Raw genomic sequence first — 23,985 nt, 5'->3', positions numbered from 1 at the left:
TGCTACAAAAAGCCCGCTGAGGTGACAGCGGGCTTCTCAAAATCAGATCTATCGAAGGATTAACCGACGAATGCGCGCTCAACCACAAAAGTAGAAGGAGACGCGTTGGAACCTTCTTCAAGGCCATGCTTTTCGAGGATCGCCTTGGTGTCGTTGATCATTTCCATGGAACCACAGATCATGCCGCGGTCAACTGCTGGATCAAGACGTGGAACGCCCAGGTCTTCAAAGAGCTTACCATTCTCGATGAGAGTGGTGATGCGCTCCTGACATGGATAAGGCTCACGGGTTGCTGCTGTGTGCAGGCGCAGTTTGCCAGCAGCAAGTTCACCAACGAGCGGGTCGTTAATCACTTCTTCAACCAGTTCCTTCGCGTAGGTGAGTTCGTTCACTTCGCGGCAGGTCTGGGTCAGGATAACTTCTTCAAACTTCTCATAGGTTTCCGGGTCACGGATCAGAGAAGCGAAAGGTGCAACGCCGGTGCCGGTTGAGAACATGTAAAGACGCTTACCTGGGATCAGGGCATCATTCACAAGAGTGCCGGTTGGCTTTTTGCGCATAAGAACAGTGTCGCCCGGCTGAATCTTCTGCAGGTGCTCAGTCAGTGGACCGTTTGGCACTTTAATGGAGAAGAACTCCAGCTCTTCGTCCCAGGAAGGACTTGCCACGGAGTAAGCGCGGAAAACCGGCTTTTCAGCGTTTGGCAGGCCGATCATGACGAACTCGCCAGAACGGAAACGGAAAGAAGCTGGGCGCGTAATGCGGAATTTGAACAGGCGGTCAGTGTAGTGCTGTACGGACACTACTTTCTCAGCAAAAACGTTTGCTGGAATAGGAAATTCGGTCTTGGCTTCCTGATCAAGCACAGGAGCTGGGGCCAACGCTGCGTCGGTCATGTGCAATCCTTAGATTGTTTTGATTAGGCCAGAGCCCGATACTTGGCCAATTGTTGCCTTCGCTTTATCCGAGCCAAGGTCCCAAAAGCAACCGTTTTATAAGTAAAATTTCAGAAATCTGCTCGTGAAAGTGACTAAGTCACCGTCCAGGCTCAAAGAACTGTCAGTTTTAAGAAGAAAGCGTGTAAGGTGAGCGGCAGGCCAATTGCAGCAATAGGTGGAAATACTCAAGTTGTCTCGCGGGATATCGATCACGTGGTTTTGCGGGCGAGTCGGAGTTACATGCATGTTTCGGGGATAAAATAGCAAGATATGTTCAGTCCCTCTGTGATGTAAGGGAGTTAACGGCGACTGACGGGGGACGTTGAGAGTGAAACCGGAGCAGAACAAAGCGGCTTATGAAAAGCGGATGCTGCGCGTTCTTGAGTACATTTACAACAATCTGGATGGGGATCTGAGTCTGGATGCTCTGGCAGATGTTGCCTGCATGTCGCGGTTTCACTGGCACCGGGTGTTTCAAAGCATGCGGGGAGAAACGCTGGCGACCTCTATTCGCCGGATCAGGCTGAACCGTGCTGCGTTGGATCTTATTCAATCAAAACAACCGATTACAGAGATTGCCGAGCAATACGGCTACCCCAGTGCGCAGAGTTTTTCCCGTGCATTTAAAGGCGAGTATGGCATGGCGCCGGGGCAGTTTCGTGAAAGCAAGTATGCCGCGCCAACGCTGGAAACGGAGAAGGAAAGCATCTTTTCCATGCATCCCGTTGAAATCAAAGAGGTTCCGGAGCGAAGCCTGCAGGCACTGTTCCACCGTGGGTCTTACTTTGAGATGGGCGTGGTGTTCAGCAAGCTTGCGGCGATGTTGTCGTCGCGGGGTGTTATCCGCAAGTGTGGGCCTATTGTCGGGATCTATTATGATGATCCCTCCCTTGTGCCGCTAGATGAGTTACGCTCCCATGTAGGGGCCGTGGTTCCGCAGAATTTTGCGAATACGGAAGGGCTTGAGCCGCTGGTTATCCCCGGTGGTCGCTGTGCGGTGTTAAAGCACAAAGGCCCATATGCTGGGCTGAGAGGCGCGTTTCATTATCTTTACGGTGTTTGGTTGCCAACCTCTGGGGAAGAGGCTGCTGACCAACCGTGCTATGAGGTTTTTCTGAACAGCCCGACGAATACAGCACCGGAAGACCTCCTTGTCGAGATCTTCCTTCCTTTGCAATAACAATGCGTTAGTTCTGCAGGATGTTGTTTTCTTCTTCCGTTTCCTGCTTCTCGTTGATGTTGCCATCCTTATTGATTTCCTTGATGCAGGCTTCCTGATCAGCGGCAGACATGTCGCCAAAACCGAAATTGGGCGGATATCCGAGCGGATCAGCACCAGCGCCGCCGGATTGGTATTTCTCAGCAATGCCAGGGCAATCGGAGACGGGGCTGATGATGTCGGGATATTCTGACTTCAGCGGGTTGGCATCCGCGTTGGCGGTTGGGTCCTCGGCGAAGTTATTAATCTGCGTAAATCCGGCGCTGGATGAAATCACAAGGAAACTCAGTGCAATAAGAGAGACTGTTGTTTTTGATTGCATGACAAATACTCCCACCAATCGGAGAAAATGAAGGCTACAACCATTAAACAGGAGACCGGCAAAGACTATGTGAGTTCTTATGTTTTAATTGCGTTTAATTGGGTAATACATCGCTTTTTTGTTGCAGCTTCCTCGCTTTACAAGTCTTTAACCCATGCGTAAGCTTTGGGCTCGCTCTGGAGGGTTTAACCTCTCACCGCGATCTTGGGGGGACATCATGTTAAAGAAGATTGGCTGGGGTGTTCTGGCTGTTGTCGTGCTGCTTGCTGCTGGCGCATTTTACTTCCGACAGGACATTGCAGAGATCCGTGCCGTGATGGCCTATGCGGATGCATTTAAACCTGAGAACATCGATCAGAAGTTCCGATCTCTCTACGTTGAGTATCCGAGCATCTCCGTTGAAGCGCCGGAGGAGACCTATCAGCTGCCGCGGCAGTATCAGGCGTCTCCGATGCCGGCGACCTTTATGTACAAAGGCGAAGCGGCTTCGACAGCGGACTACATTCTGGATTCCCATACCACCGGCCTTGCTATCATGCACAATGGTAAGCTGATCCATGAGTACTATGATCGCGGCAACTCAGCTGAAACTCATGCGATCCAGATGTCTGTTTCCAAATCCATGGCCTCGATCCTTGTGGGTGTGGCGATGGATGAAGGCTATATCGACAGCGTTGAGGATCAGGTGGTCAAGTATGTGCCGGAGCTGAAGGGTACTGCATATGATGGCGTGCGCCTGAAAGATGTGCTGGAGATGTCCTCCGGTGTGCGTTGGAATGAGAACTACGCTGATCTGAATTCCGATATCGTGCAGTCCGTCGTCGCGATCCTGCTTGGCTCGCAGGATGAGTTCACCAAGGATGTTCCGCGAGAGCTGGAGCCGGGAACGTACAACCGCTATTCTTCCATCGATACCCATGTGGTCGGCTGGGTGCTGCGCGGGGCGACAGGTAAGCCCTATCAGAAGTGGTTCAACGAAAAGCTCTGGTCGAAAATTGGAGCCGAGTCCTCCGCTGAACTCATGGTGGATCAGGCAGGCCAACCGGTGGTCTTTGGCGGGGTGAACATTCGGCTGCGTGATATGCTGCGGGTTGGCATGGTGCTGGCAAGAGGCGGTACCAACCACAAGGGTGAGCGCATTGTTTCAGAAGAGTGGATCAAGACCTCAGTAACACCGGATGAGCCGCGTCTGATGCCGGGCTATGATAATCCGCAGAGTCCTTCCCCGCTCGGCTACAAATACCAGTGGTGGCTGCCGCTCGAATCTGATCATGGTGACTTCACCGCCATCGGCATTCACGGCCAGTTTCTCTACATCAACCCTGCACGTAACGTGGTGATCGCCAAAACCTCCACCTATCCGTCCTACCAGCGGGATAAGGAGATGGTGAAGATGAAATCAATCGCCCTGTTTCAATCCATCGCACGTCATCTGACCAAGCAGGAAACAGTTGAGTTAGAGAACCAGTAAGCGCGACACTCACGACAATACGTTCTTGATACTGTCAAACAGCCAGGAAACGGCGGGGCCCATGCGGGCGTGTTTGAGCTTGATACATTCTACTGGGGGGCTCCAGAGCTTGTGCTCAAACCGCAGGTTCAGCCGGGCCAACTGGCCGGAAGCGATGGCTGTGCTCACCAGATGTTCTGGCAGATACGCCCAACCAACCCCCTGCATCACCAGTTCGCGCAGAGCGTGGAAGCTGGTTGCGTGCCAGACTTGAGTTGAGAGCTCCGGAAACTGAGCAAGCACGCTGCCTTGCGGACTACGCAGCAGAAGCTGGCGGTGAGACAGCAGTTCATTGGCACCAATCTCGGTCAACTTGGTGAGCGGATGATTGGGCACACAAACAGAAACAAAAGGCAGGTTACCGATGAAAACCTGCTCCACCCCTTTTTGCACGCTACCGCCAGAGAACATCAGCCCGATATCTGCCTGATCTTGCGCCACAATGCTGGGGATGTCCGGGCTGACTCCAGAGAGCAGATCGATCCGTGTTGCCGGAAATTTTTCGCCGAACTCAATCAGAACCTGACTGAGAGAGGGCAGCATCAATGCATCATCCAGCATGAGCCGCACGCTGGTTTCTTCGCCGGAATAGATGCTGTCGGCTGCGGTGGTCATGTTATCGACCTGCATCAGCACCGCGCGGGCGTAGGTCAGCATGCGTTCACCGTTTTCGGTGAGCTGGGGCTTGCGGGTGGTGCGATCGAAGAGTTCGAACCCCAGATCCACCTCCAGATTCACGATTCCCGTGCTTACGGCTGACTGGCCTTTGCCCAGTGTTCTCCCAGCGGCAGAGAAACTGCCGGATTCAGCGGCAGCGATGAACATTTTCAACTGCTCGATGCTTGGCAAGCTGCATCCAATCTATTGATAAAATCGGTAGTAACTAACTTTGTATCATCTGCAAATGAAATTAATCAATGGGTATGCCTCCATGAAGGGATGGAGCGCTCCTGATTTTTTGAAAGAGACTAAGCACATGAAAACTCTGTTGCAGATCAACACAAGTATGCTGGAAACAGACTCTCAATCCTCGCAGCTTTCCGACAAAATGGCAGAAAACTTACTCTCCCGTTTTGCCGGCATGCGGCACATCAAACGCGAGCTGAGCAAAGATCCGATCCCGCATCTGGAACACAGCCTTTTTCAATGCTTCTATGACCCAAACGCTGCTGTTACGCCCGCACAACAAGCGGCACTGGCGCTGTCTGATACGTTGGTTTCTGAGCTGAAAGAGGCAGACTTCATTGTGCTTGGCGCGCCAATGTACAATCTGATGATCCCGTCTACGCTCAAGTCATGGATCGACTACGTGACCCGTGCAGGGCAGACCTTTCAGTTTACGGAAACCGGGCCGGTTGGCCTGCTGGAAGGCAAAAAGTGTTATGTGGCGATAACGCAAGGAGGAAGCTTCCTTGGCACTGCCCATGATCTGGCAACGGCTTACCTCAAATCCGCTCTGGGTCTGATGGGCATCACAGATATTGAGTTCATCTATGCGCAGGGGCTGGCCATGGGGCCGCAAGCTGCTGAAGCGGGCCTGAGCAAAGCCAATCAGAAGATCGCTGAACTGGCCTAATAAGCACCGTTATCGCAAAAAAAAAGCCGGCTCTGGAGGATGAGCCGGCTTATTGTTTAATCTGTCTAACTCAGCCTTATGCAGGCTGACCAGTTGCTGCGAGCAGAACTTCACGGATGTTGACGTTCTGTGGCTGCTGGTAAACGAACAGCACAGTGTCTGCCACGTTCTGTGGGTCCAGCACGCCGCCCATTTCTTTCTTCCACTGCTCGTAACCATCAATGATTTCCTGAGAAGTGGTGTGGGACAGCAGTTCAGTCTGTACAGCACCTGGAGCGATGGTCATGACACGCACGTTGTCAGCAGCCACTTCTTCACGCAGGTTTTCGCTGATGGCGTGCACCGCGAACTTGGTGCCGCAGTATGCTGCGTGTGCTGGGAAGGTTTTGCGGCCAGCGATGGAGCTGACGTTGATGATGGAACCGCCCTTACGTGCTTTCATACCTGGTAGAACAGCGTGGATGCCGTTCAGAACGCCCTTCACGTTCAGGTCGATCATACGATCCCATTCAGAAGGATCCTGAACAGACAGATCACCCAGCAACATGCAGCCAGCGTTGTTGACGATAGCGTCTGCCGGACCAAACTTGTCTTCAGCTTCTTTAACAGCAGCGATCAGCTGATCACGATCAGTGACGTCAACGCCGCGGCACAGTGTGTTTGGAAGACCCAGAGCTTCCATCTGCTCAACGCGACGTGCCAGCAGAAGAAGAGGATGGCCAGCTGCGCTGAAAGACTTCGCAATCGCTGCACCAATGCCGGAACTTGCGCCAGTGATAATGATAAGTGGCTTTGTCATTTTGTTTTCCTGCCTAGTTAGCTTTTTCTTGAGCAAGATGGACTTGCGTTGTGTTGCGGCGATTGTACAAAAATGATCACGCTGATAAATGAGGGTAATTCAAAATGATTGTTAGGCTGAAATGAACAATATCTATTGGAATGGTCTGCGCTCGTTTCTGGCCGTGGCGGAACATGGCAGTTTTACCTTAGCTTCTGATGAAACAGGTCTTTCAAAAGCGAGTTTAAGTCAGCAGGTCAGCCAGTTGGAAGAGCACCTGGACGTTCAGCTGCTTTACCGCACCACCCGCAAACTGCGCCTGACAGAGATCGGCGAGCGCTACTACGAAATGTGCCGCGCGGGCGTGAAGCAGATTGAGGATGCTTCTGATCTGGCGTCGCAGGCGACGGACAGTCTGACTGGGCCAATCCGCATGAATGCCGTGGGCGGGTTGATTGGTGAGGAGCTCATCGCGCCGCTGGTGATTGAGTATCAGCAGGCCAATCCGGGGATTGAGGTGAAGCTGGATTTCTCCAGCATCCGCGAGGATTTGCTGGAGACGGATTTCGACCTTGTGCTGCGCATGGGAGATCTGGAGGATAGCACGCTGATCGCCCGCAAACTGCACACCATCACCACCCGCTATGTGGCCTCCCCTTCTTTCGTGGCGGCTCACTCAAAAATCCGGCATCCCTCTGATCTGAAAGGTCTGCCATTTATCTCTGGCAGTGTGCAGGAGTGGATTTTCACGCGAGGTCAGGAACGCATTGTGGTGCAGGCGGAAAAAGGCTTTCAGATCTCCAATGGTCGCGTCATGTGTCAGGCTGCTGTGGCAGGCCTTGGTATTGCGCGGCTTGCGGATGTTTACACCGATGCGCCAATCAAACGCGGAGAGCTGACGGAAATGCTCTCTGGTTGGAAGCAAACCACTCCGCTGTGGCTGGTGAGCCCGCCAACACGACACCAGCTCCACCGGGTGCGGGAGCTGATGAACTATCTCAGCTCCAACTTCAAAGCCCGGTATGAGGCGGTGTTGGGTTAACGGCGATAGGTGCCGACGAAGCCATCCGGCACGATGGCACCGGCCGGGCTGGAGTTGGGATCATTCACACCCACCGGAATGAACACGCGCTGGATGATGATCTTGTCACCATCTGGCGGCGGTGGGCCGGGCAACACAGCACCGCGCGTCGTCTTGAAGCCTTTCAGCTCGCAGATGAGGTTTTTGTTTTCAAACCCGGCAGGCACAACCATTGGGCCGGGCGTGTGCTTCACGAAAATGGATGACCGATAGCCCTGCAAATAGCAGAAGGCACCATCTGGTGTGGTGTTGACGGTGATCAGCGTGGCCCCTTGTGGTATCTCCACGGTTGGAGAGTATGCCTGCGGGATGCGCTCTTCATCAGAAACGCAAGCAGCCAGAACGGGAAGCGTGAAGGCGAGAACGCACAGGGAGAGCTTGCTTGGCAAATCAGTGTCCTCATCAGATCGGTGTGATGACCCTAACGATCCACCTTTAACGAAGACATCCATCAGATTTGCTGAGGCTATTTTGCTGATAGCCTCAGGATTGGTGAGGCGTGATGGAGAGGGGCCGAGTTATCCCAAACGCGATCCACTGAAGATTTTGCAGGCAGACCTGCGGTTTCTCCCAAATATGCCTGATAGAATGAGGCTGCTTGAGAGGGCCTATGTGAGGCCGATGCTCTTGAGATGTGTTCAGCTTAAACCTCGCAAACAGTAGGGGCTGAGCACCGTTTACACGGAAGGATTTAGGCTTTCTCAGAGAACGCCCGGCGTTCGAAATATCCGTTAGAGTGTTCAAAATGCACACGAACTTTATGAGCTGACTGAGCAAATTCTGTATTTTATATCAGTTCTCAGTACTGTATTACGGCCCGCACCTGCTTGTTGTTCGAGCCTATGTGCCTTCCCATCTGAAGAATAGTCAGAACTTTTACGGCGAAATCAGCAGTTTAGGCCTGAGTGTTCCGCTGCCTGGATTAAGTATATATTTTTTGATTATTGAAGGGTGTTCAGGAATACATATTGCTGATGTGTTGATCGTCAGGCAGTGAATTTCTTCATTTTCTCCGTTTAATTTTATTCTCGAATTGATCTTGGTTCACGCATTAATGATAGGAGTTGCGCATAAAACACTAAGGAAAATTCGACAGGTTTTGTACTCTTGCATCCATGAAATTACAAAGTATCTATGTCAGAGAGTAAGCCCTGCGGTTTGCTAAGATATTTTGAGCCCATATAACCGTTTTGCGCAGATTAACGGAACGAGAATGACAAAATTAGGTGAAGCCACGCTGAAGCTGTTGGAAAATAGCGCTGTTCGCAAAGGTCTTGCTGAACTCCGCGTGGGGATCGAAAAAGAAGCTCTGCGTGTTGGCAGAGATGGCTTTATGTCATTGCGTGACCACCCGGACGCTCTGGGCAAGACGCTAACGCACAAATTCATCACGACAGATTTCTCTGAAGCTCAGCTGGAGTTCATCACCCCTGCTGCGCACTCAGTTAAGGAAAGCCTCGAGTTCCTGAAAGAACTGCAGGCCTTTGCTGCGCGCAAGACGGAAGCAGGTGAGTACCTGTGGAACGCCTCCATGCCGCCGGAAATTACCAGCGACGAGACCATTCGCATCGCTGAGTACGGCAGCTCCAACGCCGCGCAGATCAAAACGCTTTACCGCAAGGGATTGGCGCATCGCTATGGCAAGCGGATGCAGACGATCTCCGGTATTCACTACAACTTCTCCATTTCCGATGGTTTGTGGCATGCGTTCCACGAGCAGTGTACCTCCGGCAGCAGCCTTCAGGACTTCCGCAGTGCAGGATATCTGGGTCTGATCCGTAACCTGCAGCGCCATGGCTGGCTGATGCTGTATCTGTTTGGCGCCTCCCCTGCAGTTGACAAGAGCTACCTGCCATCCGCTCACCCAACCCTTTCCATGCTGAGTGACGACACTTACTTCGGTGAATACGCCACTTCTCTGCGCATGAGCGATCTGGGTTACACCAGCGTGGTGCAGAGTGAGCTGGACATTCACTACAACTCCCTTTGCGATTACATCGAAGGCCTGCGCGGCGCATTGGCAACATCCGTGCGCCAGTACGAGCAGATCGGTGTTGCTGAAGAGGGTGACTACAAGCAGATTAACACGCACCAGCTGCAGCTTGAAAACGAGCTTTACGGCTCTGCGCGTCCGAAGCGTAACACGGAAGAAGGCGAACGCCCGATTGCTGCGCTCTGTCGCCGTGGTGTTGAGTACATCGAACTGCGGTCTCTCGACATTAACCCGTTGAACCCAATTGGTATTTGCGAGCAGCAAGCACATTTCCTCAACGCGTTCCTCACCCACATGACGCTGGCACCGTCCGCCTGTATCACCTCTGCTGAACAGCAAGCGCTGAACGATCAGCAGCGCATGGTGGCTTGGCAGGGTCGTCTGCCAAATCTGGTGCTGCCGGCTTATGGCGACGGTGGTTTGGAACTGCGCGCTGCGGGTCACAAGGTGCTCGACGAAATGCGCGTGACCGCTGAGATCATGGACGACGTTTACGGCTGCACCGGTCACACCGACGCGGTCAATGCACAGGCTGAGAAGCTGGACAATCCGGACCTGACGCCATCTGCACAGATCCTGAAAGGTGTGAAGCAGAAAGGCTCTTACACCGGCTTTATCGCCGAGCTGTCTCAGAACCAGACCGATCATCTGAAAGCCATGCCGCTGTCATCAGAGCGCATGAAGTTCCAGGAAGCCATGGTGTCCCAGTCACGTGCTGCTTATGAGCAGGTTGAGGGCCAGCCGGGCGATCACAGCTTTGATCATTTCCTGGATTCTCAGAATAAAACCGACGTTCTGCCGCCTGAGTGCCTCGACGGTCAATAAACGGGTGCCTGTGCTGCAGATTTCGCCCTACACCGCTGAAGAACACAATGAGCTTGCCGCGCTATACGCAGACGTGGCAAGCCGCACCTTTGCCTACGACCACACACGCTTCATCCATGCAGATCAGTTTCAGAGCCTGATTGAGGGCGAAGATGTCTGGGTTTTAAGGTATGACGGTGAGATCGTCGGCTTCATAGGCTATTACACGCCGGAGCACTTCCTGCATTCCCTTTATATCCGCTACACCCACCACAAACGCGGCTTTGGTCGTCAGGCCCTGCAGTTTCTGCTTGAACACTACTGCTGCGTTCATGAGCTGAAAGTGGACCGGATCAACCAGTCCGCTTTGAAGTTTTATGAAGCGATGGGATATGTGGATGTGACAGCGGAGGCGAATACACACCAGACCTGGCTGCGTTTGCGCTCACCTGCAAAGATCGCGCTGAAAGCCGCTGGAGCTATTGCGGTGGGAGACTAAGCCTCTCACCGGCAATAAATTTTGTAAATCAATGTGTTAAGATGGCATGCACAATGCTGGCAGGCGATCAATATGTGCTTTGATCGTCTGTTCAGCCAGAGCGCCATCTCCTGTCCGCACAGCAGTGATCAGCTGAGTGTGATCGTCCTGTACGCCTTCAGAGATGAAACCGGCACGGCGCATGGCTGCGCGGTAGCGGGTGCACTGGTCATGAAGCATGTGAAGGAAACGGCTTGCCCAACTGGAGCCGGCACCTTCCACCAGCGTCATATGAAACACGCGGTTGGCTTCTTCCCACTCATTCCAGAAGTCCCGCCGTGATGCCTGCCACGTACGTTCAATCTCCTGCAATGCATGGTAAGCGTCCAGCACGCGGTCACGCCATTGTGCGTCGCCCTTTTCAACGGCTGTTCTCACCGTCGCGCTTTCCAAAAGGCGGCGCTGCTCAACAATATCCTGAAACTCTTTTTGAGAAAGTTCTGGAATATAAAATCCCTTGTGCGATTGAGTGGCAACAAGTCCCTGAGAAACCAGACGGGAAAGCGCTTCTCGTACAGGTGTTGGTCCAACATCAAAAGTGCTGCACATCTCGCGAATGCGCAGCTTGCTGCCCGGCTCCAATTGGCCAGACAGGATTGCCGCCCGCAGGTGCGCGTAGGCCCTGTCTATTAGAGAGGCGGATGACGGGACGTTTTGTGCAGTGACCGATGTTACGGCTCTTTCTAAGGTATCCTCTATTTTCAAAGTTATCTGCCTTACAATTATTATCTATGCAATTTGGCGTTTCTCTTCTTAGCTATGGAAACTAGGTCTTCAGCTTTGTTATCCGGCCAAGTTAAATTGCAATATGATCTGGCCAGTTTGTTCCCTCAATTGTAAAACAATATCTGAACTATAAAAGCAATGAAATTGCGTAGGTCTGACATAACTTTCCAATAAAACGAGCTCGTTTGATGGAAAAAGATGCTAGATTATCGATTATTTTTGCAAAATTTTTTATGTGCTTTCTTATTCATGCAGCATATGAATCGGACTTACTTAGAGTTCGTTGCGTTGAAGTAGAGTTTATCCGCTATTTTAATAAAATATTCTCAACTATACTCTGCTGGTTTTCTTCCCGCCATATAAACGGGAGAAACTATTAGCCGCAACTCCGCTCAAATCTCACAATTGCTTGCTCAATCTGCCTTGTAAAAGGTGATAGATTGCTCGGTTTACCACTCCAGCTGCACTAACTTATCCCCCCTGCTGTGAGCGGTGTTATATCTCGTGTTCAGATTAAGAGAATCAACGGGAGGCAGACCGAGTCGGAGTGATCTGAGGGGCGAATATGTTTCTTCAGAAATAGAATGGTTGTTTCGTCGATTTTATGCACGCATCGTTTTGACGTCTCTGCATAAGTCCATCCTATTGAAATTGCTAATGAAATTACCGGTAATCCGGTGGATGGTCACAGGAGTTAACGGGAGTTAACCAAAAAGGGATTGAACTGAACTACAGGTCAGTTACCCTTTCGACGCAAACACGGGCCATATGGGCGCACTTTCCGTTTGTAGATGACTAGAACCGTTTGAGGGCTAAACGAAGTGGAATACGGCAACAACACTCTTTTGCGCGAGGAAACTCCGTCTGAGAAGATCTCCCGTTATTCTCAGCTCCTTTCTGGCCAGCTGCACCGCTTAAGGCAAGAACTTTATCCGCCTGAAGCACACAAAGCTCTGCGCGCCTTTTCTTCCGTCGACGTTGCACGTCTCATCGGGGTTTCTGAAAGCACAATCCGCCAGTTGGATCTGGATGGAGAAGGCCCTACTCCAACCCGCCTTGCCAATGGCCGTCGCAGTTATACGCTGGAGCAGATTAACGCGATCCGCGAAGTGCTGGCTGCGCGCAAAAAAGGCGATGAAGCGGTCAATATCCTGCCGCACCGCCGTGAAGGCGAGAAGCTGCAGGTGATTTCCTGCGCCAACTTTAAAGGCGGCTCAGCAAAAACCACCACCAGCACCCACTTGGCGCATTATCTGGCCCTGCGCGGCTATCGCGTTCTCGCGATTGACCTTGATCCGCAGGCCTCTCTTTCTGCCATGTTTGGTGTGCAGCCAGAGTTTGACGTTGAGCCGAACTGCACATTGTTTGGTGCCCTTCGTTATGATGAAGGCCGCCGTTCTTTGAACGAAGTGGTGCGTCCAACCTATTTTGATAATCTGGATCTGATCCCGGCCAACCTTGAGCTGGCTGAGTTTGAGCACATCGTGCCAACTGCGATCGCATCCGGCGCCTCTACAGGCGAGAACATCTTTTTCCGCCGTATTCGCAATGTCCTAGCTGAAGTTGATGATCGCTATGATGTTGTTGTAATCGACTGTCCGCCACAGCTTGGCTTCCTCACACTGGGTGCTTTGTTTGCGTCGACTGGACTGCTCATCACGCTGCACCCGCAGATGCTGGATCTTGCGAGCTGTAACCAGTTCCTCGGCATGAGCTCAGACCTGATGGCAGTGATTGAGAACAATGGCGGCGAAATGAACCTGGATTGGATGCGGTTCCTCGTGACCCGCCACAATCCAAACGACAGCCCGCAAACCCGCGTTGTTGGCTTGCTCCGCGCCTTGTTTGGTGAGGATGTGCTGACCGCGCCGGCGTTGGAATCCACTGCGGTTGCCAATGCGGGCCTTGAAAAGAAATCGCTTTATGAGCTGGAGCCGGGAGCCATTGGCCGCGAAACGCTGAAGCGTGCGCTTGAATCTATGGATTCCGTGAACCGGGAAATTGAAGATCTCCTCCGTGGCTCTTGGGGACGACCACTATGAACAAAGCTAAGGACCGGAAAAACGCACTCGATACGCTGTTTTCAGGCGGCGGCATGGCAGGCATGGTTGCAGACGCAACAGCCCCGCGCCCGCGCTTGTCTTCCGGAGCTATTGGCGCTGCCGAGATCAATCTGATCAAGGACGAACGCGACAGGCTGCGTGAAGAGCTGAAAACACTGAATACACAAATGGCGTCTTCTGTGAACGTTGTTGAGCTGGATCCGGAACAGGTTCAGCCTTCTTTCGTGGCAGACCGCATGGAAGTCGCGTTTGACCCTGCTTTTGAAGCGCTTAAAGAATCCATTGCAGAAACCGGGCAGCAGGTGCCTATTCTGGTGCGCCCTGCCCCGGGTGAAAGCGGTGTCTATCAGATCGCTTACGGCCACCGTCGTTGGAAGGCCTGTCGCGCGTTGGGCAAACCTGTTCGCGGTGTGATCAAAGAGCTTTCCGATGAAGAGCTGCTGGTAGCTCAGGGTCAGGAAAACCATGAACGTAAAGACCTGAGTTTCATTGAAACCTGTCTCTTCGTTTATCGTCTGGCTCAGGATTACCCGCAGACGCTGATTGTCAAAGCGATCGGCAAAGACAAATCACTCGTTTCCAAACTTCGCAAGCTGGCGGCAACCATGCCTGAGGAGTTTTTACGTGTGATCGGTCCTGCACCGAAGATCGGCCGCCCTAGGTGGGAGGAAATGGCCAGCTTCTTTGAAGATGGAAGACTGGCATCAAACCACGAGAAGGCCGTGACCTCATTGTTTGCTCTGGATTCCTTCACCGAGCTGCACAGTGATGAACGCTTCAGCGAAGTGTTGCAGTTGCTGCAGGAAACACCTGCTGAGACAGAAGCAAGTTCTGCTCAGACTGCCGGTGAGATTCCAGTGGCAGCACATACGCGCAAAGCAAACAGTTCTGAATGGCTTGGAAACAAGCATGTGCTGGTCAAGCACACAGGCAAAGCAACCGTGTTTTCCGTTGATAGCAAAACGCAGAGCGATTTCAGCGCGTTTTTGCTGAAGGAACTGCCTGGGTTGATTGCCAGGTATGAAGAGACGAAGGGGGAGGATGCCTGATGGTGTAGCCCCTGAATGACGAAAGGCCCTGCTGACGGCAATCAGCAAGGCCCCAAAATCGTCGCCCAAGAGAGTAATAATACTCGTCGTGGACCATCTTTAGCACGATCATCCTACGACGAACGCACCCTGCGAATCAAGTAAGCAATGCTTTCTTGAAACCCTTTGTGGCGCATTTTTGCTTTTTCGGGCGCTCAATCCCCAATCTTACTTGGATAACACCTTGGGTCTCCCCTCGGTGAATGGGTTTGCTATGCAAAGCACCGGTGTTGCGTCCTTCCGCAAAATGACACCCGGCATGTTGGAAAGCCAGCGACTGGCAATGGCGAATGACATCGTCAAAACAACAAAGGCCGAGGTGGCAATCACTCTCAAAAAGGCAGCCCCAGCCATGGGGATTGACGGAACTGCCTATCATATTCTGGATATTCTGATTGGTCTGACGCGGGCTGATGACTGGAAACAGGACCGGCGTCCGCTGGTGGCAATCTCCAACGAAAAGCTGGCAGAGTATGTGTGCCGTTCGACCCGTACCGTGATCCGCGCTCTCAAGCGGTTGGTTGAAGCGGGGATCCTTGCTTATCGTGACAGTTCCACGGGCCGACGCTTCATCTACCGCAATGATGCAAGTGGTGAGATCGACCGTGGGTATGGTTTTGATTTTTCACCGGCACGCCAGCGCGTTGCGGAAATCAAGCAGATTGGAGACGCCTTCCAGGCAAGACTGCGTGCTGAGCAAGAAGCGAAGCGGACCGTGAACCGGTTGTCCCGTGCAATTGTTGATGCTTGCCGTACTGGTCAGAGCGATGGAGTTGATTGCGAGGTTTATCTTCAGGAACTGACAGCGCTCATGGATACGCCAATGATGGTTGTGGAGCGTGCTGAAAAGATTTCTGAGCTCTATGAAGTTGTGATTGCCGATCTGGCAGCAGCACAAGAAGGGGAGACTCAAGCAGCTGATAATTCAGATAAAACTACTCAAATGTCAGGCGACCATGACATTGATGTCACCCTTTATAATATTACAACCCCTCTAACTCCTATAAATAGTAAGCAACGGCAGCCATCTCACGATGGCTACTCAAACACTAACTTCGCTTCTAACGAAGCTCAGAAGATTGCTCTTGAAAAAGATCAATCAGGCAAATTCTCTGCCAAATCCAGCGGTACAGCTCAACTGCAATCTCAGCAAGAAACCCAGATGGATAACGGTTTAAGTGAGCATTTATCGGCTATTTCCATTGGTTTGATCGACAGTGCAACCGCACAAACCCAGGAAATTCTGGGTATGCCCTTCTCCAGTTGGTTCGACTTGCTGCAAAGCGCCGAACAGTTGCGATTGGCCATCGGTTTGTCGGAGGATGGCTGGAAACAGGCTATCCTGACACTGGGTGAGAAAATGGCTGCTGCTGTTTTGGTGGTTACCGTTGAAAAAACCCTGCGCGATCCGGAAGGTATTTCTCGACCGGCTGGTTACTTCCGCGCCTGTGTGGACAGGGCAAAAGACGGCAAACTCGCCCTGCACAAATCACTTTACGGGTTGGCTCTTGGGTAAAGGTCAGGAGCTTCTGTTTCCTGCGGCGTCGGCAGATTGATCCGCAGGTGAGGCGTTGGGGTTCGGTTGATGAATTCGTCTTCTATCAGATCCAACATCTGGCGTTGGCCCGGAAAACTAACAATCGCTTTTGTATCAGCAAACGAGAACCACTGATAGGCATCGTGTTCTTTGTTGAGCATGACCGGAGTATAACGCGAGACATGCGAGACAAAGACCGGGAGAATGGAGAACCTGTTCTGTTCAGGAACGTAAAAACGGACATCTGCATCAGCAGACCAGAGGTCCTTGAGAGTTATGCCGGTCTCTTCTTGTACTTCGCGGATCATGGCTTGCCAGGCTGTTTCATCTCCTTCAATGCCTCCAGAAATCTGGCTTCAGGTATGAATAGGTGGTTTGGTGCGGCGCTACAAAAGACAGGTACTTTGGACATATTGGCTCTTCGAAATTACTCAAAAGGTCTGAGTAGCTTTGGAGCCTGCTAAAGCCATGAGTGCGCAAACCACGCTTTGCTCAGCTTGTTGTTTCTTCAATGTCAGTAGCTGCAATGTCCCGTCGTCCAGATAAATCGATCCGAAGATGTGGGCTTGCTTTTCGTGCTACGAACTCTGAGTGGAGATACTCAAGAACACGGCGCTGGCCGGGGAAGCTGAACAGCTCCATGGCGTCGTCGAATGAAAACCACTGATAGGCATCGTGCTCTTCGTTGATAGTGATTGGCGTTTCGCTGGAAATGAAGGAAACGAATACGGGAAGTTTTTGGATGATGTTCTTTTCAGGAACATAGAACTCTTCGCAAAGATCCGCTGACCAGAGCTCGTCGAGGATCACACCGGTTTCCTCTTTCACTTCCCGCAGTGCAGCTTCCCAACCCCTTTCATCCGCCTCAACTTGACCTGCAACCTGACACCAGGCTCCAAGAAGAGTATCAGCCCGGCGCATGAGAAGAACCTGCGGGACTTCGGCGTTCAGATCGAGAAGAAAAACGGAAACACCGTTGCTGAGGATGGGAATATTGTTGGGGTGCATAAGTAGCTCATAAAATAACTGATCCAATTGACCATGAGCATACTCAGAGAAAAGTCAGAATCCAAGAGAGGCAAAAGGCAGGAGAGCACTCCCCTGCCCTTAGGCTTATGTTTTTGAATGAACCGTTGAAGCAGAGACTTGATCATCACTGGCAAACTGACCGCGGGTCCGATTTGCATAAGAAACCAATGCCAACATCACTGGCACTTCAACCAGCACACCGACGATGGTTGCCAAAGCTGCGCCGGAGGTGACGCCGAACAAGCTGATTGCAACAGCAACGGCGAGCTCGAAGAAGTTGGATGCGCCGATCATTGCACCCGGTGCAGCAACATTATGCGGCTGACGCCATTTCCTCATCCAGAAGTAAGTCACGTAGAAAATAAGCACAGTCTGGATCAACAGTGGGATCGCGATCAACACGATGTCTGCTGGTGATGCGATGATGTTGTTGGCCTGCAGACCAAACAGAATAAACACAGTTCCGACCAGACCAGCGATGGAGAATGGTTTCATGCCAGCGCTGAAGGATGAAAGGTGCTCTTTGTCTTTGAGCGCAATGCGGGTCAACCACCCTGCCCCCAATGGCAGCGCAACAAACAATGCGGTTGAAACCAGCAGAACATCCCAGGGTACGATAATGTTAGACACATCCAGCAAGAATGCTGCGATCGGCGCAAACGCGAAGATCATGATCAAGTCATTGGTTGCGACCTGCGCAACGGTATAACTCGCGTTGCCCTTTGTGAGGTAAGACCAGACAAATACCATCGCGGTACAAGGCGCAACGCCGAGCAAGATCATGCCGGCGATGTACTGATCGGCAAGATCAGCCGGAATGAAGGGCGCAAACAGATGGCGCATGAACAGCACGGCCAGTGCCGCCATGGTGAACGGCTTGACCAACCAGTTCATGGCAAGCGTTACGATCAGGCCTTTAGGTTTCACAAAGCAGTTGCGCACTTCAGTGAATTCGACCTGTACCATCATTGGGTAGATCATCAACCAGATGAGAACTGCGATGATCAGGTTGATGCCACCAACTTGCAGATCCCCGATGAACTGAAACAGACCTGGTTGAAGGAGCCCTGCCCCTACCCCAAGTGCCATCGCGAGACCTACCCAGACTGAGAGGTAGCGTTCGAAAGTACCCATGATTTCTCCTGTCTATCGTCGATAGACGATATGTTCTGGCAAATTTTTAGAGCTTGAAACTGCTTTCAAAGAGGAAATTGAAGCTTTTCAGTTCAGCTCGATTGACTGAGTAGCAAACACGCGGACGCTGGACCTCTGCCAGTATGAAGCCTGCATCCTTGAGAATTCGAAGATGTTCGGACACGGTCGATTGTGCGAGTCCGATAGAGTTGACGAGATCACCACCAACGCAGCCCGGTTGAGCTGCCATGATCTTGAGAAGGCGAACCCGCGCAGGATGCGCCAGTGCTTTCGCTTGCAAGGCCAGCTTTTCCTCCTCCTCTTCATTGAGAGAAGTAGGTGCAAATTCGGTTACACAGGTGGTATCTGTCATCACTGATTCCGTATATCGTCGATAAACGATATACTCTTGCATTGGATGCTTGGCAAGAGGTTTGTGTGTTGACAGCTGTCAACTTTTTCTGCGCCAAGTTGACAGCTGTAGAGCCCCTCCCCTACTCGCCTTATCGCGCTGTAGAGTGATATTCGGGATTTGGTTGCATACCCGTTGCAGAGGCCATGCGATTGGACATGGAGAAGAACGCTGCTACCTCACAAATGTCCCAGATGTCTTCCTCGGTGAACCCAGTATCGCGAAGGTGCTGGCGATCCCCCTCTCCTATCTCCGAGGAGGCTTTTGCCACCTTGGTTGCGAAGTCGAGCATGATCCGTTGCTTGTCGGTCAGCTCCGCATAGCGATAGTTCATCACCATCGCTTCTCCCAGTTCAGGCTTGTTGGAGTACTCACGAACAGCAGCACCATGGGCAACCTGACAATACCAACAGGAGTTGATGGAGGACACGGTTACCGCAATCATCTCCCTCTCCAATTTGGAGACGCCGGACTCACCAAGCATCAGCTCATTGTACATCTGAGAAAAGGCGCGCAGTTTGTCAGGCCGGTGTGCAAACGCGATCAAAACGTTTGGAATTAAACCGAGCTTGCTTTGGCATTTCCCGAAAAGTTCTTGAATGTCATCGGGTAGTGGGTCTGGCAATGAAAGGTTGAGCGCAGTTGGATGCTTAAGGCTTGCGCTCTCAATCTTTGGAAAATCAGTTTCTGTCATAAATGGTCCCTCCTCCATTGCGTTAGATTACCTCTGAAAGGAGAGGCTGTCCTCACTACAAAAGGAGAGCAAAGAAAACCCACCTTCTGAGGCAGGAAGGTGGGTGAGTTTGGTGCTTGCTTGGGATTAAGCGTGGGCGGTGAGTTTTCTCTCTTTTCGCTTATTGGTGACGTGCACGTATCTGTAAGCCTGAAGCAGGATGAGTGGCGTGAAGTGAACCAGGGCCGGACCGATTTTGAAGTCCAACAGGATCCAGTGGGCCAGCACCAACGCGGCGGCTGGGTAAGCAAGTTTTTGAAGGCTCTTCCAGCTTCTGCCGAGTTTTGAGATGGACCAGTCATTGCTGGTGATCGTCAACGGAATGAAAATCAGTGACGCAAGCCAACCCGTCCAGATGCCGATTTTGACAAGATCTTCAAGGATGGGGCCAAGCGAACCTTTGTCGAGAAGATAGATGGCGAGGTGAAGCGCAGCATAACAACCTGCAGCCACACCAATGTAACGGCGCCGTGTCAGCAGCCAACGTACCCAACGCTGCCCATTTGTTAGGAACATCAGTGGGGTGATCATCAAGCTGACTATGAGAAAACGGGCTGCAAATTCTCCAGAAGGATGGAGCAGGTGCTCCAGTTTTTCGCCTTCACGAAGTAGCCCGCCAATGATGGGAAGTCCTGGCAGAGCAAGAATAAACCAGAATGTATACGGCGAGTTCCAAAATGCGCGAAGGTAAGACATGATAGCCCGAGTGGTTTTGCAGTAAGTGGTGGTGCACACTGCTGATTTCGCGGTGTTGGGGTTACGTGGGAGATCAGCAGTGTGCGGTCGATTGCGACTGCGGTGTCCGCTTTCAACCTTGTTCAAACACTGGCCCAGTCCAACATTTTCAGCAAGAAATCAGATGTAACGAAATGTCGTCGAGCCCGGTAAGTGATATTAAACTGCGACTGTGGTAATCATAGAGTGACAGTTCAAGTCTCTGAAACAACATAAGTTTTCGATGCCTCTATAGATGGAGGCACAACTCCGTCCGGTATTGGTTCCATTTTGGAAGCTCCGAGTGATTACACTTTAACAAGAGTTGTGTCGATCTTGACGCAAACATTGTTGCAAACGCCTCGATCTGGTGTGTGTGCTCTGCTGTCTTGGGAAAGGTGATAGTGTGGAACTGGCAGATAAGAAGCTTCTGAGTGATAAAGGGATCGGAAGTTTGAAGATAGAATGAGACCAAGAAAGGCCTCATCTGTTGCAGCCAACATTGGTTCTTATAGAGGATGTTCTATATGTCAGAGCCACTCTGATAGTGTACCGGACCATGAGTTGTCAGCTGACAACATGATGCAAAACGGAGAGAACGGCGCTCTGATATTGCAGCTCCGAGCGCCGATGAACCATCAATCTACAGGTTCAGACGAAGCACCTGAGATCGTTTTTGATACTCCTCTTCATCAATTTCACCTTTCGCGAAACGTCTGCTTAGGATGTCTAATGCTTCGGAATTTGACGATCTTGGTTGCTCAGGTTCGGTCGTTTTTTCTGGGCTTGAACCGCCAAAGTAACCATAGGAACGTGCGATCAGAAAGCCGATTATGAGCAATAGTATGAGTACGATTGGGAATGGGAAGAATTGGAATCCGTGCATTCCAGCCTGATGAAACATAGTGATCTCCTTGGAGTATATTAGACATCACTACAATGGAGAGTGCAGCTTTTGGTTTCAAATTTCAAATGTAATCAACTGTCTCAGATCTGATTTTCGAAGTGAAACCGTTACACTTTTATAAAAGTGGACAGCTGTCAACTTTTCAGTTGGCAGGTGATTTCCAAATTATCTCGAAACTACAAGGCCTCTGAAACAGGATAGAAGGTGGAGATCAAGTACTATTCTGACCAACGAAAGAGGTGCCAGAATGATCAAAAAACTTCCTGAAAGTTCTGAGAATGTGCTCGGGTTTGAGGTCGATGGAAAGGTCGATATCACCGAAGAATTAAACCTGATTTCACAGGTTGAAGAGGTGCTGGACAAGCATGCCAAGGTCAGCGTTCTGGTGATTTTGAATGAGAAAGCACACTGGGGTATTGAGGCTGGATACGAAGATTTGAAGTGGGCGATGACCCATGCAAAGAGCTTTCACCGGATTGCTATTGTCTCTGATCGGAAGATTTGGGAGTGGCTTGTAGCGATGGATAGTCCCTTCGCAGCGATGCTTGGTATAGGCGAAAAGCACTTCGATATGGCAAATCTGGACAAGGCCTGGGAGTGGGTGAAGGAGTGAATTAGTCGCTCCGGCACCACTGAAAAATACCATGATTGAGACCTATCGAGGCGTCGTCTATCCCTATCAGTTGGACCACATGGGGCACATGAATGTGCAGTGGTACACGGAGAAATTTGACGAAGCCAACTGGCATCTGTTCTCTCTTGTCGGGCTAACTTCAGCATACTTCAGAGAGCATAATCGGGGCATGGCAGCGGTGCAGCAGACCACGAAATACCATGCCGAAGCCTTAGCTGGAGATCTCCTTTTTTGCAGGTCCGGGCTGACGGATATTCATGAGAAGACGCTCTATATCCTGCATGAAATGTATAACGCGGAAACGCAAAAACTGCTTGCAACGACGGAGCTGATTTGTGCTCATCTGGACCGGGTGGCTCGTCATGCCTGCCCATTTCCTCCTGCCATTAAAGAGGCTGCTGTGCTTCTGCTCATCAAGGAATGAGTAGGTCCTTGATGGTGTTTCAGGACGTGTTTTAGGTCCTATTTCAAGATCTAGGTCGCGACCTATCTTTGGAACTTCCATGGTTTTTGCAGGAAATCAAGGAGTTTGTAGATGGCAACCAGCAACGGCACGAGGATACTTATAGCGATCGCAGTGATAGCAGTAGCAGCATATGCGACGGTCTCAACGGGAAGTGAAAGCACCCAGACGCTCTCGTCTCAGCAGGTGGAAAAGGTCAGAATTACGGGCAGCAATTTGGGCCTTCGGATCGTCGGAGCAAACAGTTCAGAGAGCCCGATCCAACTCGAAACCAGCGATGCTCGTGGATGTAGCTTGACGGCTGAAGCGACCCATCATGAGGATGGCAGTCTGGACATTCACTTCAAACGAAGAGGCTCCTGGCTCCTCGGTTGGTGTGACCCTTCAGCAGTTTTGAGACTGCCGAGACCTATGGATGTCAGCGTTGAAATGGATAAGTTGGCGGGTGACTTTGTTGGGCAATTTGGAGAGTTTTCAGTCTCTGCCAATAAGTCTGTAATCTACTTCAAGGGAGATGTTTCCAGCTTCGAACTGGATGGTGAGATGGCAGCTGTGTATCTCAAATTCCCGGCGGATGTTCCTAAAGAGAACATCCGCATCAATGTCGAAAAGCTGATCTCCAACGTGGGCGTCATGCGTGGTTGGAGGCACGCCACAGATATCTTGCGAGAGATCTTTTAGGCTGGCTCTGTGACACCGGAAGTCCTGCTCTCTTTCCGCCAGGCACTAGGGCTCTTTCCCGTCACACGTTGGAACTCGCGATTGAAGTTGGACTTGGTGGTGAAGCCAACCTCATAGATGATCGCGGTGATCGGAGTGTCTGTTGTCTCCAGAAGATGACAGGCCTCCGCCACACGAAACCCGTTGGTGTATTGAGGCAGGTTGATCTCGCGCACTGTGTTGACAGCTGTCGAAATCTGCCTGGTCGGGACACGCAGTTTCCGAGCCAGCTTGTCGAGAGACAGGTTCTCATCACGATAGAGATTTTCACTCCGCATCAGTTGGTCCAGTGCGTCCACCAGTTCAATTTGCTCCGGTGTGGCCGAGATCTTCTCCGCTTCAACCTGCGTTGAGGGTTGCTGCGCGACTGATGGCTTCCGGTTCATCAGAACCACGAGTGTGATCAGAGCAACCAGCATGACAAGGTTCGCGGTGCCCACAATGGTTGCAGCATGGCTACCTCTGTTCAGGGCGAAGTCAGAGGCGACAGCCAGATCGACAAGAGCTGAGGTTGAGAACACTGCACCGGCGATGAGTTGGGCTTGGCGTGTCGGGAACATCTGGTCGAGCGGCAGATGGCTGGTCCACTCCCATTGCTTCACGGTTGCCGACCGGAAGAAGAGCGCGCCGTATCCGAGATAGACCGCAACACTGGTTAAGTCGATCAAGCTGGGAATGTTGAAGTTAGGTGCGACTACAAGAACGCTAAATGAAGCCGCTGTTGCACCTGCTGTCCAGCCAATGGCCTTTCTAGAAAACCGGTTGGTGAGTTGCAGAAAGGAAAGCCAGGTTGCTGGGGGAAGCAGAAGTGCCAATCCAGCAGTTGACCATGATGGCAATCCACCCATGCCCCACTTAACGCCAAGCAGAACGGATTGCAGAGCATAGAGGCAGATTGTCACCAGAAGCATTGGTGGCAGTTTGCGTCCATACCCGGCAACAAGGCGTAGCAGGATGAAGCACAGAAACAGTGCGGTAAAAAAGGGAAGGGGTAAGCTCGGCACGCGCCAACTCCGGTTGCAGACAATGCTCTATATCTAATCTGTCTGTTGGAGGAGCGAAAGAG

26 protein-coding genes are annotated in these 23,985 nt (G+C 51.6%); 12 read left to right on the top strand and 14 right to left on the bottom strand.

Features of this window, described 5'->3' with window-relative positions:
* Positions 1 to 59: 59 nt before the first annotated feature.
* Positions 60 to 896 carry a ferredoxin--NADP reductase gene (locus AC3CB2_RS19550; protein WP_008549111.1) on the bottom strand — a complete coding sequence of 279 codons (837 nt, stop codon included), beginning with the start codon at positions 894 to 896 and terminating at the stop codon, positions 60 to 62.
* A 370-nt stretch (positions 897 to 1,266) separates the two neighbouring features.
* Between AC3CB2_RS19550 and AC3CB2_RS19545 the strand changes: the two genes are divergently transcribed.
* Positions 1,267 to 2,118, top strand: a complete 852-nt coding sequence (locus tag AC3CB2_RS19545) for an AraC family transcriptional regulator (RefSeq protein WP_008549315.1) — start codon at positions 1,267 to 1,269, stop codon at positions 2,116 to 2,118.
* A 7-nt stretch (positions 2,119 to 2,125) separates the two neighbouring features.
* On the opposite strand, the gene AC3CB2_RS19540 is transcribed toward AC3CB2_RS19545, so the two are convergent.
* Positions 2,126 to 2,479 carry a hypothetical protein gene (locus tag AC3CB2_RS19540; RefSeq protein ID WP_054783685.1) on the bottom strand — a complete coding sequence of 118 codons (354 nt, stop codon included), beginning with the start codon at positions 2,477 to 2,479 and terminating at the stop codon, positions 2,126 to 2,128.
* A gap of 217 nt (positions 2,480 to 2,696) precedes the next feature.
* Here AC3CB2_RS19540 and AC3CB2_RS19535 point away from each other — a divergent pair, with 217 nt between their 5' ends.
* Positions 2,697 to 3,950, top strand: coding sequence for a serine hydrolase domain-containing protein (locus tag AC3CB2_RS19535; RefSeq protein ID WP_352935487.1), 1,254 nt, complete (start codon positions 2,697 to 2,699; stop codon positions 3,948 to 3,950).
* Positions 3,951 to 3,959: 9 nt separating this feature from the next.
* Here AC3CB2_RS19535 and AC3CB2_RS19530 read toward each other — a convergent pair whose 3' ends face one another.
* Positions 3,960 to 4,838: a LysR family transcriptional regulator gene (locus AC3CB2_RS19530; RefSeq protein ID WP_352935490.1), complete on the bottom strand. Its 879-nt coding sequence runs from the start codon at positions 4,836 to 4,838 to the stop codon at positions 3,960 to 3,962.
* A 127-nt stretch (positions 4,839 to 4,965) separates the two neighbouring features.
* On the opposite strand from AC3CB2_RS19530, the gene AC3CB2_RS19525 reads away from it, so the two are divergent.
* Positions 4,966 to 5,565 (top strand): FMN-dependent NADH-azoreductase, encoded by a 600-nt coding sequence (locus AC3CB2_RS19525; protein ID WP_352935493.1) that lies wholly within the window; start codon positions 4,966 to 4,968, stop codon positions 5,563 to 5,565.
* 76 nt (positions 5,566 to 5,641) lie between these two features.
* Here AC3CB2_RS19525 and AC3CB2_RS19520 read toward each other — a convergent pair whose 3' ends face one another.
* On the bottom strand, positions 5,642 to 6,364 hold the full coding sequence (locus tag AC3CB2_RS19520; protein ID WP_041768257.1) for an SDR family oxidoreductase: 723 nt from the start codon (positions 6,362 to 6,364) through the stop codon (positions 5,642 to 5,644).
* 121 nt (positions 6,365 to 6,485) lie between these two features.
* On the opposite strand from AC3CB2_RS19520, the gene AC3CB2_RS19515 reads away from it, so the two are divergent.
* The gene (locus AC3CB2_RS19515; RefSeq protein ID WP_014284690.1) at positions 6,486 to 7,385 is read left to right on the top strand and encodes a LysR family transcriptional regulator; all 900 of its coding nucleotides are present in this window, start codon (positions 6,486 to 6,488) and stop codon (positions 7,383 to 7,385) included.
* On the opposite strand, the gene AC3CB2_RS19510 is transcribed toward AC3CB2_RS19515, so the two are convergent.
* A complete protein-coding gene (locus AC3CB2_RS19510; RefSeq protein ID WP_352935498.1) occupies positions 7,382 to 7,876 on the bottom strand; it encodes a hypothetical protein in 495 nt (164 codons plus the stop codon). The genes AC3CB2_RS19515 and AC3CB2_RS19510 overlap by 4 nt on opposite strands.
* Positions 7,877 to 8,637: 761 nt before the next feature.
* On the opposite strand from AC3CB2_RS19510, the gene gshA reads away from it, so the two are divergent.
* Both gshA and AC3CB2_RS19500 read left to right on the top strand, forming a co-directional pair.
* Positions 8,638 to 10,242, top strand: a complete 1,605-nt coding sequence (gene gshA, locus AC3CB2_RS19505) for a glutamate--cysteine ligase (RefSeq protein ID WP_352935501.1) — start codon at positions 8,638 to 8,640, stop codon at positions 10,240 to 10,242.
* Positions 10,243 to 10,252: 10 nt separating this feature from the next.
* The gene (locus tag AC3CB2_RS19500; protein ID WP_352935503.1) at positions 10,253 to 10,720 is read left to right on the top strand and encodes a GNAT family N-acetyltransferase; all 468 of its coding nucleotides are present in this window, start codon (positions 10,253 to 10,255) and stop codon (positions 10,718 to 10,720) included.
* Between the two features lie 36 nt (positions 10,721 to 10,756).
* Here the strand turns inward: AC3CB2_RS19500 and AC3CB2_RS19495 are convergent, their stop codons facing one another.
* Complete coding sequence (locus AC3CB2_RS19495) at positions 10,757 to 11,464, bottom strand: GntR family transcriptional regulator (protein WP_208609185.1); 708 nt, start codon at positions 11,462 to 11,464, stop codon at positions 10,757 to 10,759.
* An 842-nt stretch (positions 11,465 to 12,306) separates the two neighbouring features.
* Between AC3CB2_RS19495 and repA the strand changes: the two genes are divergently transcribed.
* The 3 genes from repA (at position 12,307) to repC (ending at position 16,152) form a co-directional block, all read left to right on the top strand.
* Positions 12,307 to 13,527 (top strand): plasmid partitioning protein RepA, encoded by a 1,221-nt coding sequence (repA, locus tag AC3CB2_RS19490; RefSeq protein ID WP_014284695.1) that lies wholly within the window; start codon positions 12,307 to 12,309, stop codon positions 13,525 to 13,527.
* Positions 13,524 to 14,597 carry a plasmid partitioning protein RepB gene (repB, locus tag AC3CB2_RS19485; protein ID WP_352935507.1) on the top strand — a complete coding sequence of 358 codons (1,074 nt, stop codon included), beginning with the start codon at positions 13,524 to 13,526 and terminating at the stop codon, positions 14,595 to 14,597. Before repA ends, repB begins: the two co-directional genes overlap by 4 nt.
* A gap of 253 nt (positions 14,598 to 14,850) precedes the next feature.
* Positions 14,851 to 16,152, top strand: coding sequence for a plasmid replication protein RepC (repC, locus tag AC3CB2_RS19480; protein WP_352935510.1), 1,302 nt, complete (start codon positions 14,851 to 14,853; stop codon positions 16,150 to 16,152).
* Here repC and AC3CB2_RS19475 read toward each other — a convergent pair.
* The 7 genes from AC3CB2_RS19475 to AC3CB2_RS19445 all read right to left on the bottom strand — a co-directional run bounded on the left by AC3CB2_RS19475 (position 16,131) and on the right by AC3CB2_RS19445 (position 21,099).
* The gene (locus tag AC3CB2_RS19475) at positions 16,131 to 16,511 is read right to left on the bottom strand and encodes an NUDIX domain-containing protein (RefSeq protein WP_488389904.1); all 381 of its coding nucleotides are present in this window, start codon (positions 16,509 to 16,511) and stop codon (positions 16,131 to 16,133) included. The genes repC and AC3CB2_RS19475 overlap by 22 nt on opposite strands.
* A 154-nt stretch (positions 16,512 to 16,665) precedes the next feature.
* The gene (locus tag AC3CB2_RS19470) at positions 16,666 to 17,181 is read right to left on the bottom strand and encodes an NUDIX hydrolase (RefSeq protein WP_352935513.1); all 516 of its coding nucleotides are present in this window, start codon (positions 17,179 to 17,181) and stop codon (positions 16,666 to 16,668) included.
* A gap of 105 nt (positions 17,182 to 17,286) precedes the next feature.
* Positions 17,287 to 18,336, bottom strand: coding sequence for an ACR3 family arsenite efflux transporter (gene arsB, locus AC3CB2_RS19465; protein WP_352935516.1), 1,050 nt, complete (start codon positions 18,334 to 18,336; stop codon positions 17,287 to 17,289).
* A 46-nt stretch (positions 18,337 to 18,382) separates the two neighbouring features.
* Complete coding sequence (locus tag AC3CB2_RS19460) at positions 18,383 to 18,709, bottom strand: ArsR/SmtB family transcription factor (protein WP_037036751.1); 327 nt, start codon at positions 18,707 to 18,709, stop codon at positions 18,383 to 18,385.
* Between the two features lie 130 nt (positions 18,710 to 18,839).
* Positions 18,840 to 19,442 carry a peroxidase-related enzyme gene (locus tag AC3CB2_RS19455; protein WP_352935518.1) on the bottom strand — a complete coding sequence of 201 codons (603 nt, stop codon included), beginning with the start codon at positions 19,440 to 19,442 and terminating at the stop codon, positions 18,840 to 18,842.
* Between the two features lie 126 nt (positions 19,443 to 19,568).
* Positions 19,569 to 20,177: a protein-methionine-sulfoxide reductase heme-binding subunit MsrQ gene (locus AC3CB2_RS19450; RefSeq protein ID WP_352935521.1), complete on the bottom strand. Its 609-nt coding sequence runs from the start codon at positions 20,175 to 20,177 to the stop codon at positions 19,569 to 19,571.
* Between the two features lie 661 nt (positions 20,178 to 20,838).
* On the bottom strand, positions 20,839 to 21,099 hold the full coding sequence (locus AC3CB2_RS19445; protein WP_352935524.1) for an SHOCT domain-containing protein: 261 nt from the start codon (positions 21,097 to 21,099) through the stop codon (positions 20,839 to 20,841).
* 250 nt (positions 21,100 to 21,349) lie between these two features.
* Between AC3CB2_RS19445 and AC3CB2_RS19440 the strand changes: the two genes are divergently transcribed.
* The 3 genes from AC3CB2_RS19440 to AC3CB2_RS19430 all read left to right on the top strand — a co-directional run bounded on the left by AC3CB2_RS19440 (position 21,350) and on the right by AC3CB2_RS19430 (position 22,880).
* On the top strand, positions 21,350 to 21,715 hold the full coding sequence (locus tag AC3CB2_RS19440) for a SpoIIAA family protein (protein WP_008548874.1): 366 nt from the start codon (positions 21,350 to 21,352) through the stop codon (positions 21,713 to 21,715).
* A gap of 31 nt (positions 21,716 to 21,746) precedes the next feature.
* Complete coding sequence (locus tag AC3CB2_RS19435; RefSeq protein ID WP_352935526.1) at positions 21,747 to 22,160, top strand: acyl-CoA thioesterase; 414 nt, start codon at positions 21,747 to 21,749, stop codon at positions 22,158 to 22,160.
* 111 nt (positions 22,161 to 22,271) lie between these two features.
* Positions 22,272 to 22,880: a hypothetical protein gene (locus AC3CB2_RS19430; RefSeq protein WP_352935528.1), complete on the top strand. Its 609-nt coding sequence runs from the start codon at positions 22,272 to 22,274 to the stop codon at positions 22,878 to 22,880.
* Here AC3CB2_RS19430 and AC3CB2_RS19425 read toward each other — a convergent pair.
* A complete protein-coding gene (locus AC3CB2_RS19425) occupies positions 22,877 to 23,923 on the bottom strand; it encodes a helix-turn-helix domain-containing protein (RefSeq protein ID WP_352935531.1) in 1,047 nt (348 codons plus the stop codon). The two genes, AC3CB2_RS19430 and AC3CB2_RS19425, sit on opposite strands and share 4 nt — an antisense overlap.
* Between the last annotated feature and the right edge of the window lie 62 nt (positions 23,924 to 23,985).

The sequence above is a fragment of the Pseudovibrio sp. SCP20 genome, from assembly GCF_057774105.1.
Note: the sequence above shows the minus strand (reverse complement) of the source record. Positions and strands in the feature narration are given on the sequence as shown.

What these genes read in the sequence shown, in the direction of transcription:
- AC3CB2_RS19550 (WP_008549111.1), bottom strand. Translation starts at nt 896, where the DNA reads ATGACCGACGCAGCGTTGGCCCCAGCTCCTGTGCTTGATCAGGAAGCC.
- AC3CB2_RS19540 (WP_054783685.1), bottom strand. Translation starts at nt 2,479, where the DNA reads ATGCAATCAAAAACAACAGTCTCTCTTATTGCACTGAGTTTCCTTGTG.
- AC3CB2_RS19535 (WP_352935487.1), top strand. Translation starts at nt 2,697, where the DNA reads ATGTTAAAGAAGATTGGCTGGGGTGTTCTGGCTGTTGTCGTGCTGCTT.
- AC3CB2_RS19525 (WP_352935493.1), top strand. Translation starts at nt 4,966, where the DNA reads ATGAAAACTCTGTTGCAGATCAACACAAGTATGCTGGAAACAGACTCT.
- AC3CB2_RS19520 (WP_041768257.1), bottom strand. Translation starts at nt 6,364, where the DNA reads ATGACAAAGCCACTTATCATTATCACTGGCGCAAGTTCCGGCATTGGT.
- AC3CB2_RS19515 (WP_014284690.1), top strand. Translation starts at nt 6,486, where the DNA reads ATGAACAATATCTATTGGAATGGTCTGCGCTCGTTTCTGGCCGTGGCG.
- AC3CB2_RS19510 (WP_352935498.1), bottom strand. Translation starts at nt 7,876, where the DNA reads ATGGATGTCTTCGTTAAAGGTGGATCGTTAGGGTCATCACACCGATCT.
- gshA (WP_352935501.1), top strand. Translation starts at nt 8,638, where the DNA reads ATGACAAAATTAGGTGAAGCCACGCTGAAGCTGTTGGAAAATAGCGCT.
- repB (WP_352935507.1), top strand. Translation starts at nt 13,524, where the DNA reads ATGAACAAAGCTAAGGACCGGAAAAACGCACTCGATACGCTGTTTTCA.
- repC (WP_352935510.1), top strand. Translation starts at nt 14,851, where the DNA reads ATGCAAAGCACCGGTGTTGCGTCCTTCCGCAAAATGACACCCGGCATG.
- AC3CB2_RS19470 (WP_352935513.1), bottom strand. Translation starts at nt 17,181, where the DNA reads ATGCACCCCAACAATATTCCCATCCTCAGCAACGGTGTTTCCGTTTTT.
- arsB (WP_352935516.1), bottom strand. Translation starts at nt 18,336, where the DNA reads ATGGGTACTTTCGAACGCTACCTCTCAGTCTGGGTAGGTCTCGCGATG.
- AC3CB2_RS19460 (WP_037036751.1), bottom strand. Translation starts at nt 18,709, where the DNA reads ATGACAGATACCACCTGTGTAACCGAATTTGCACCTACTTCTCTCAAT.
- AC3CB2_RS19455 (WP_352935518.1), bottom strand. Translation starts at nt 19,442, where the DNA reads ATGACAGAAACTGATTTTCCAAAGATTGAGAGCGCAAGCCTTAAGCAT.
- AC3CB2_RS19450 (WP_352935521.1), bottom strand. Translation starts at nt 20,177, where the DNA reads ATGTCTTACCTTCGCGCATTTTGGAACTCGCCGTATACATTCTGGTTT.
- AC3CB2_RS19445 (WP_352935524.1), bottom strand. Translation starts at nt 21,099, where the DNA reads ATGTTTCATCAGGCTGGAATGCACGGATTCCAATTCTTCCCATTCCCA.
- AC3CB2_RS19440 (WP_008548874.1), top strand. Translation starts at nt 21,350, where the DNA reads ATGATCAAAAAACTTCCTGAAAGTTCTGAGAATGTGCTCGGGTTTGAG.
- AC3CB2_RS19435 (WP_352935526.1), top strand. Translation starts at nt 21,747, where the DNA reads ATGATTGAGACCTATCGAGGCGTCGTCTATCCCTATCAGTTGGACCAC.
- AC3CB2_RS19430 (WP_352935528.1), top strand. Translation starts at nt 22,272, where the DNA reads ATGGCAACCAGCAACGGCACGAGGATACTTATAGCGATCGCAGTGATA.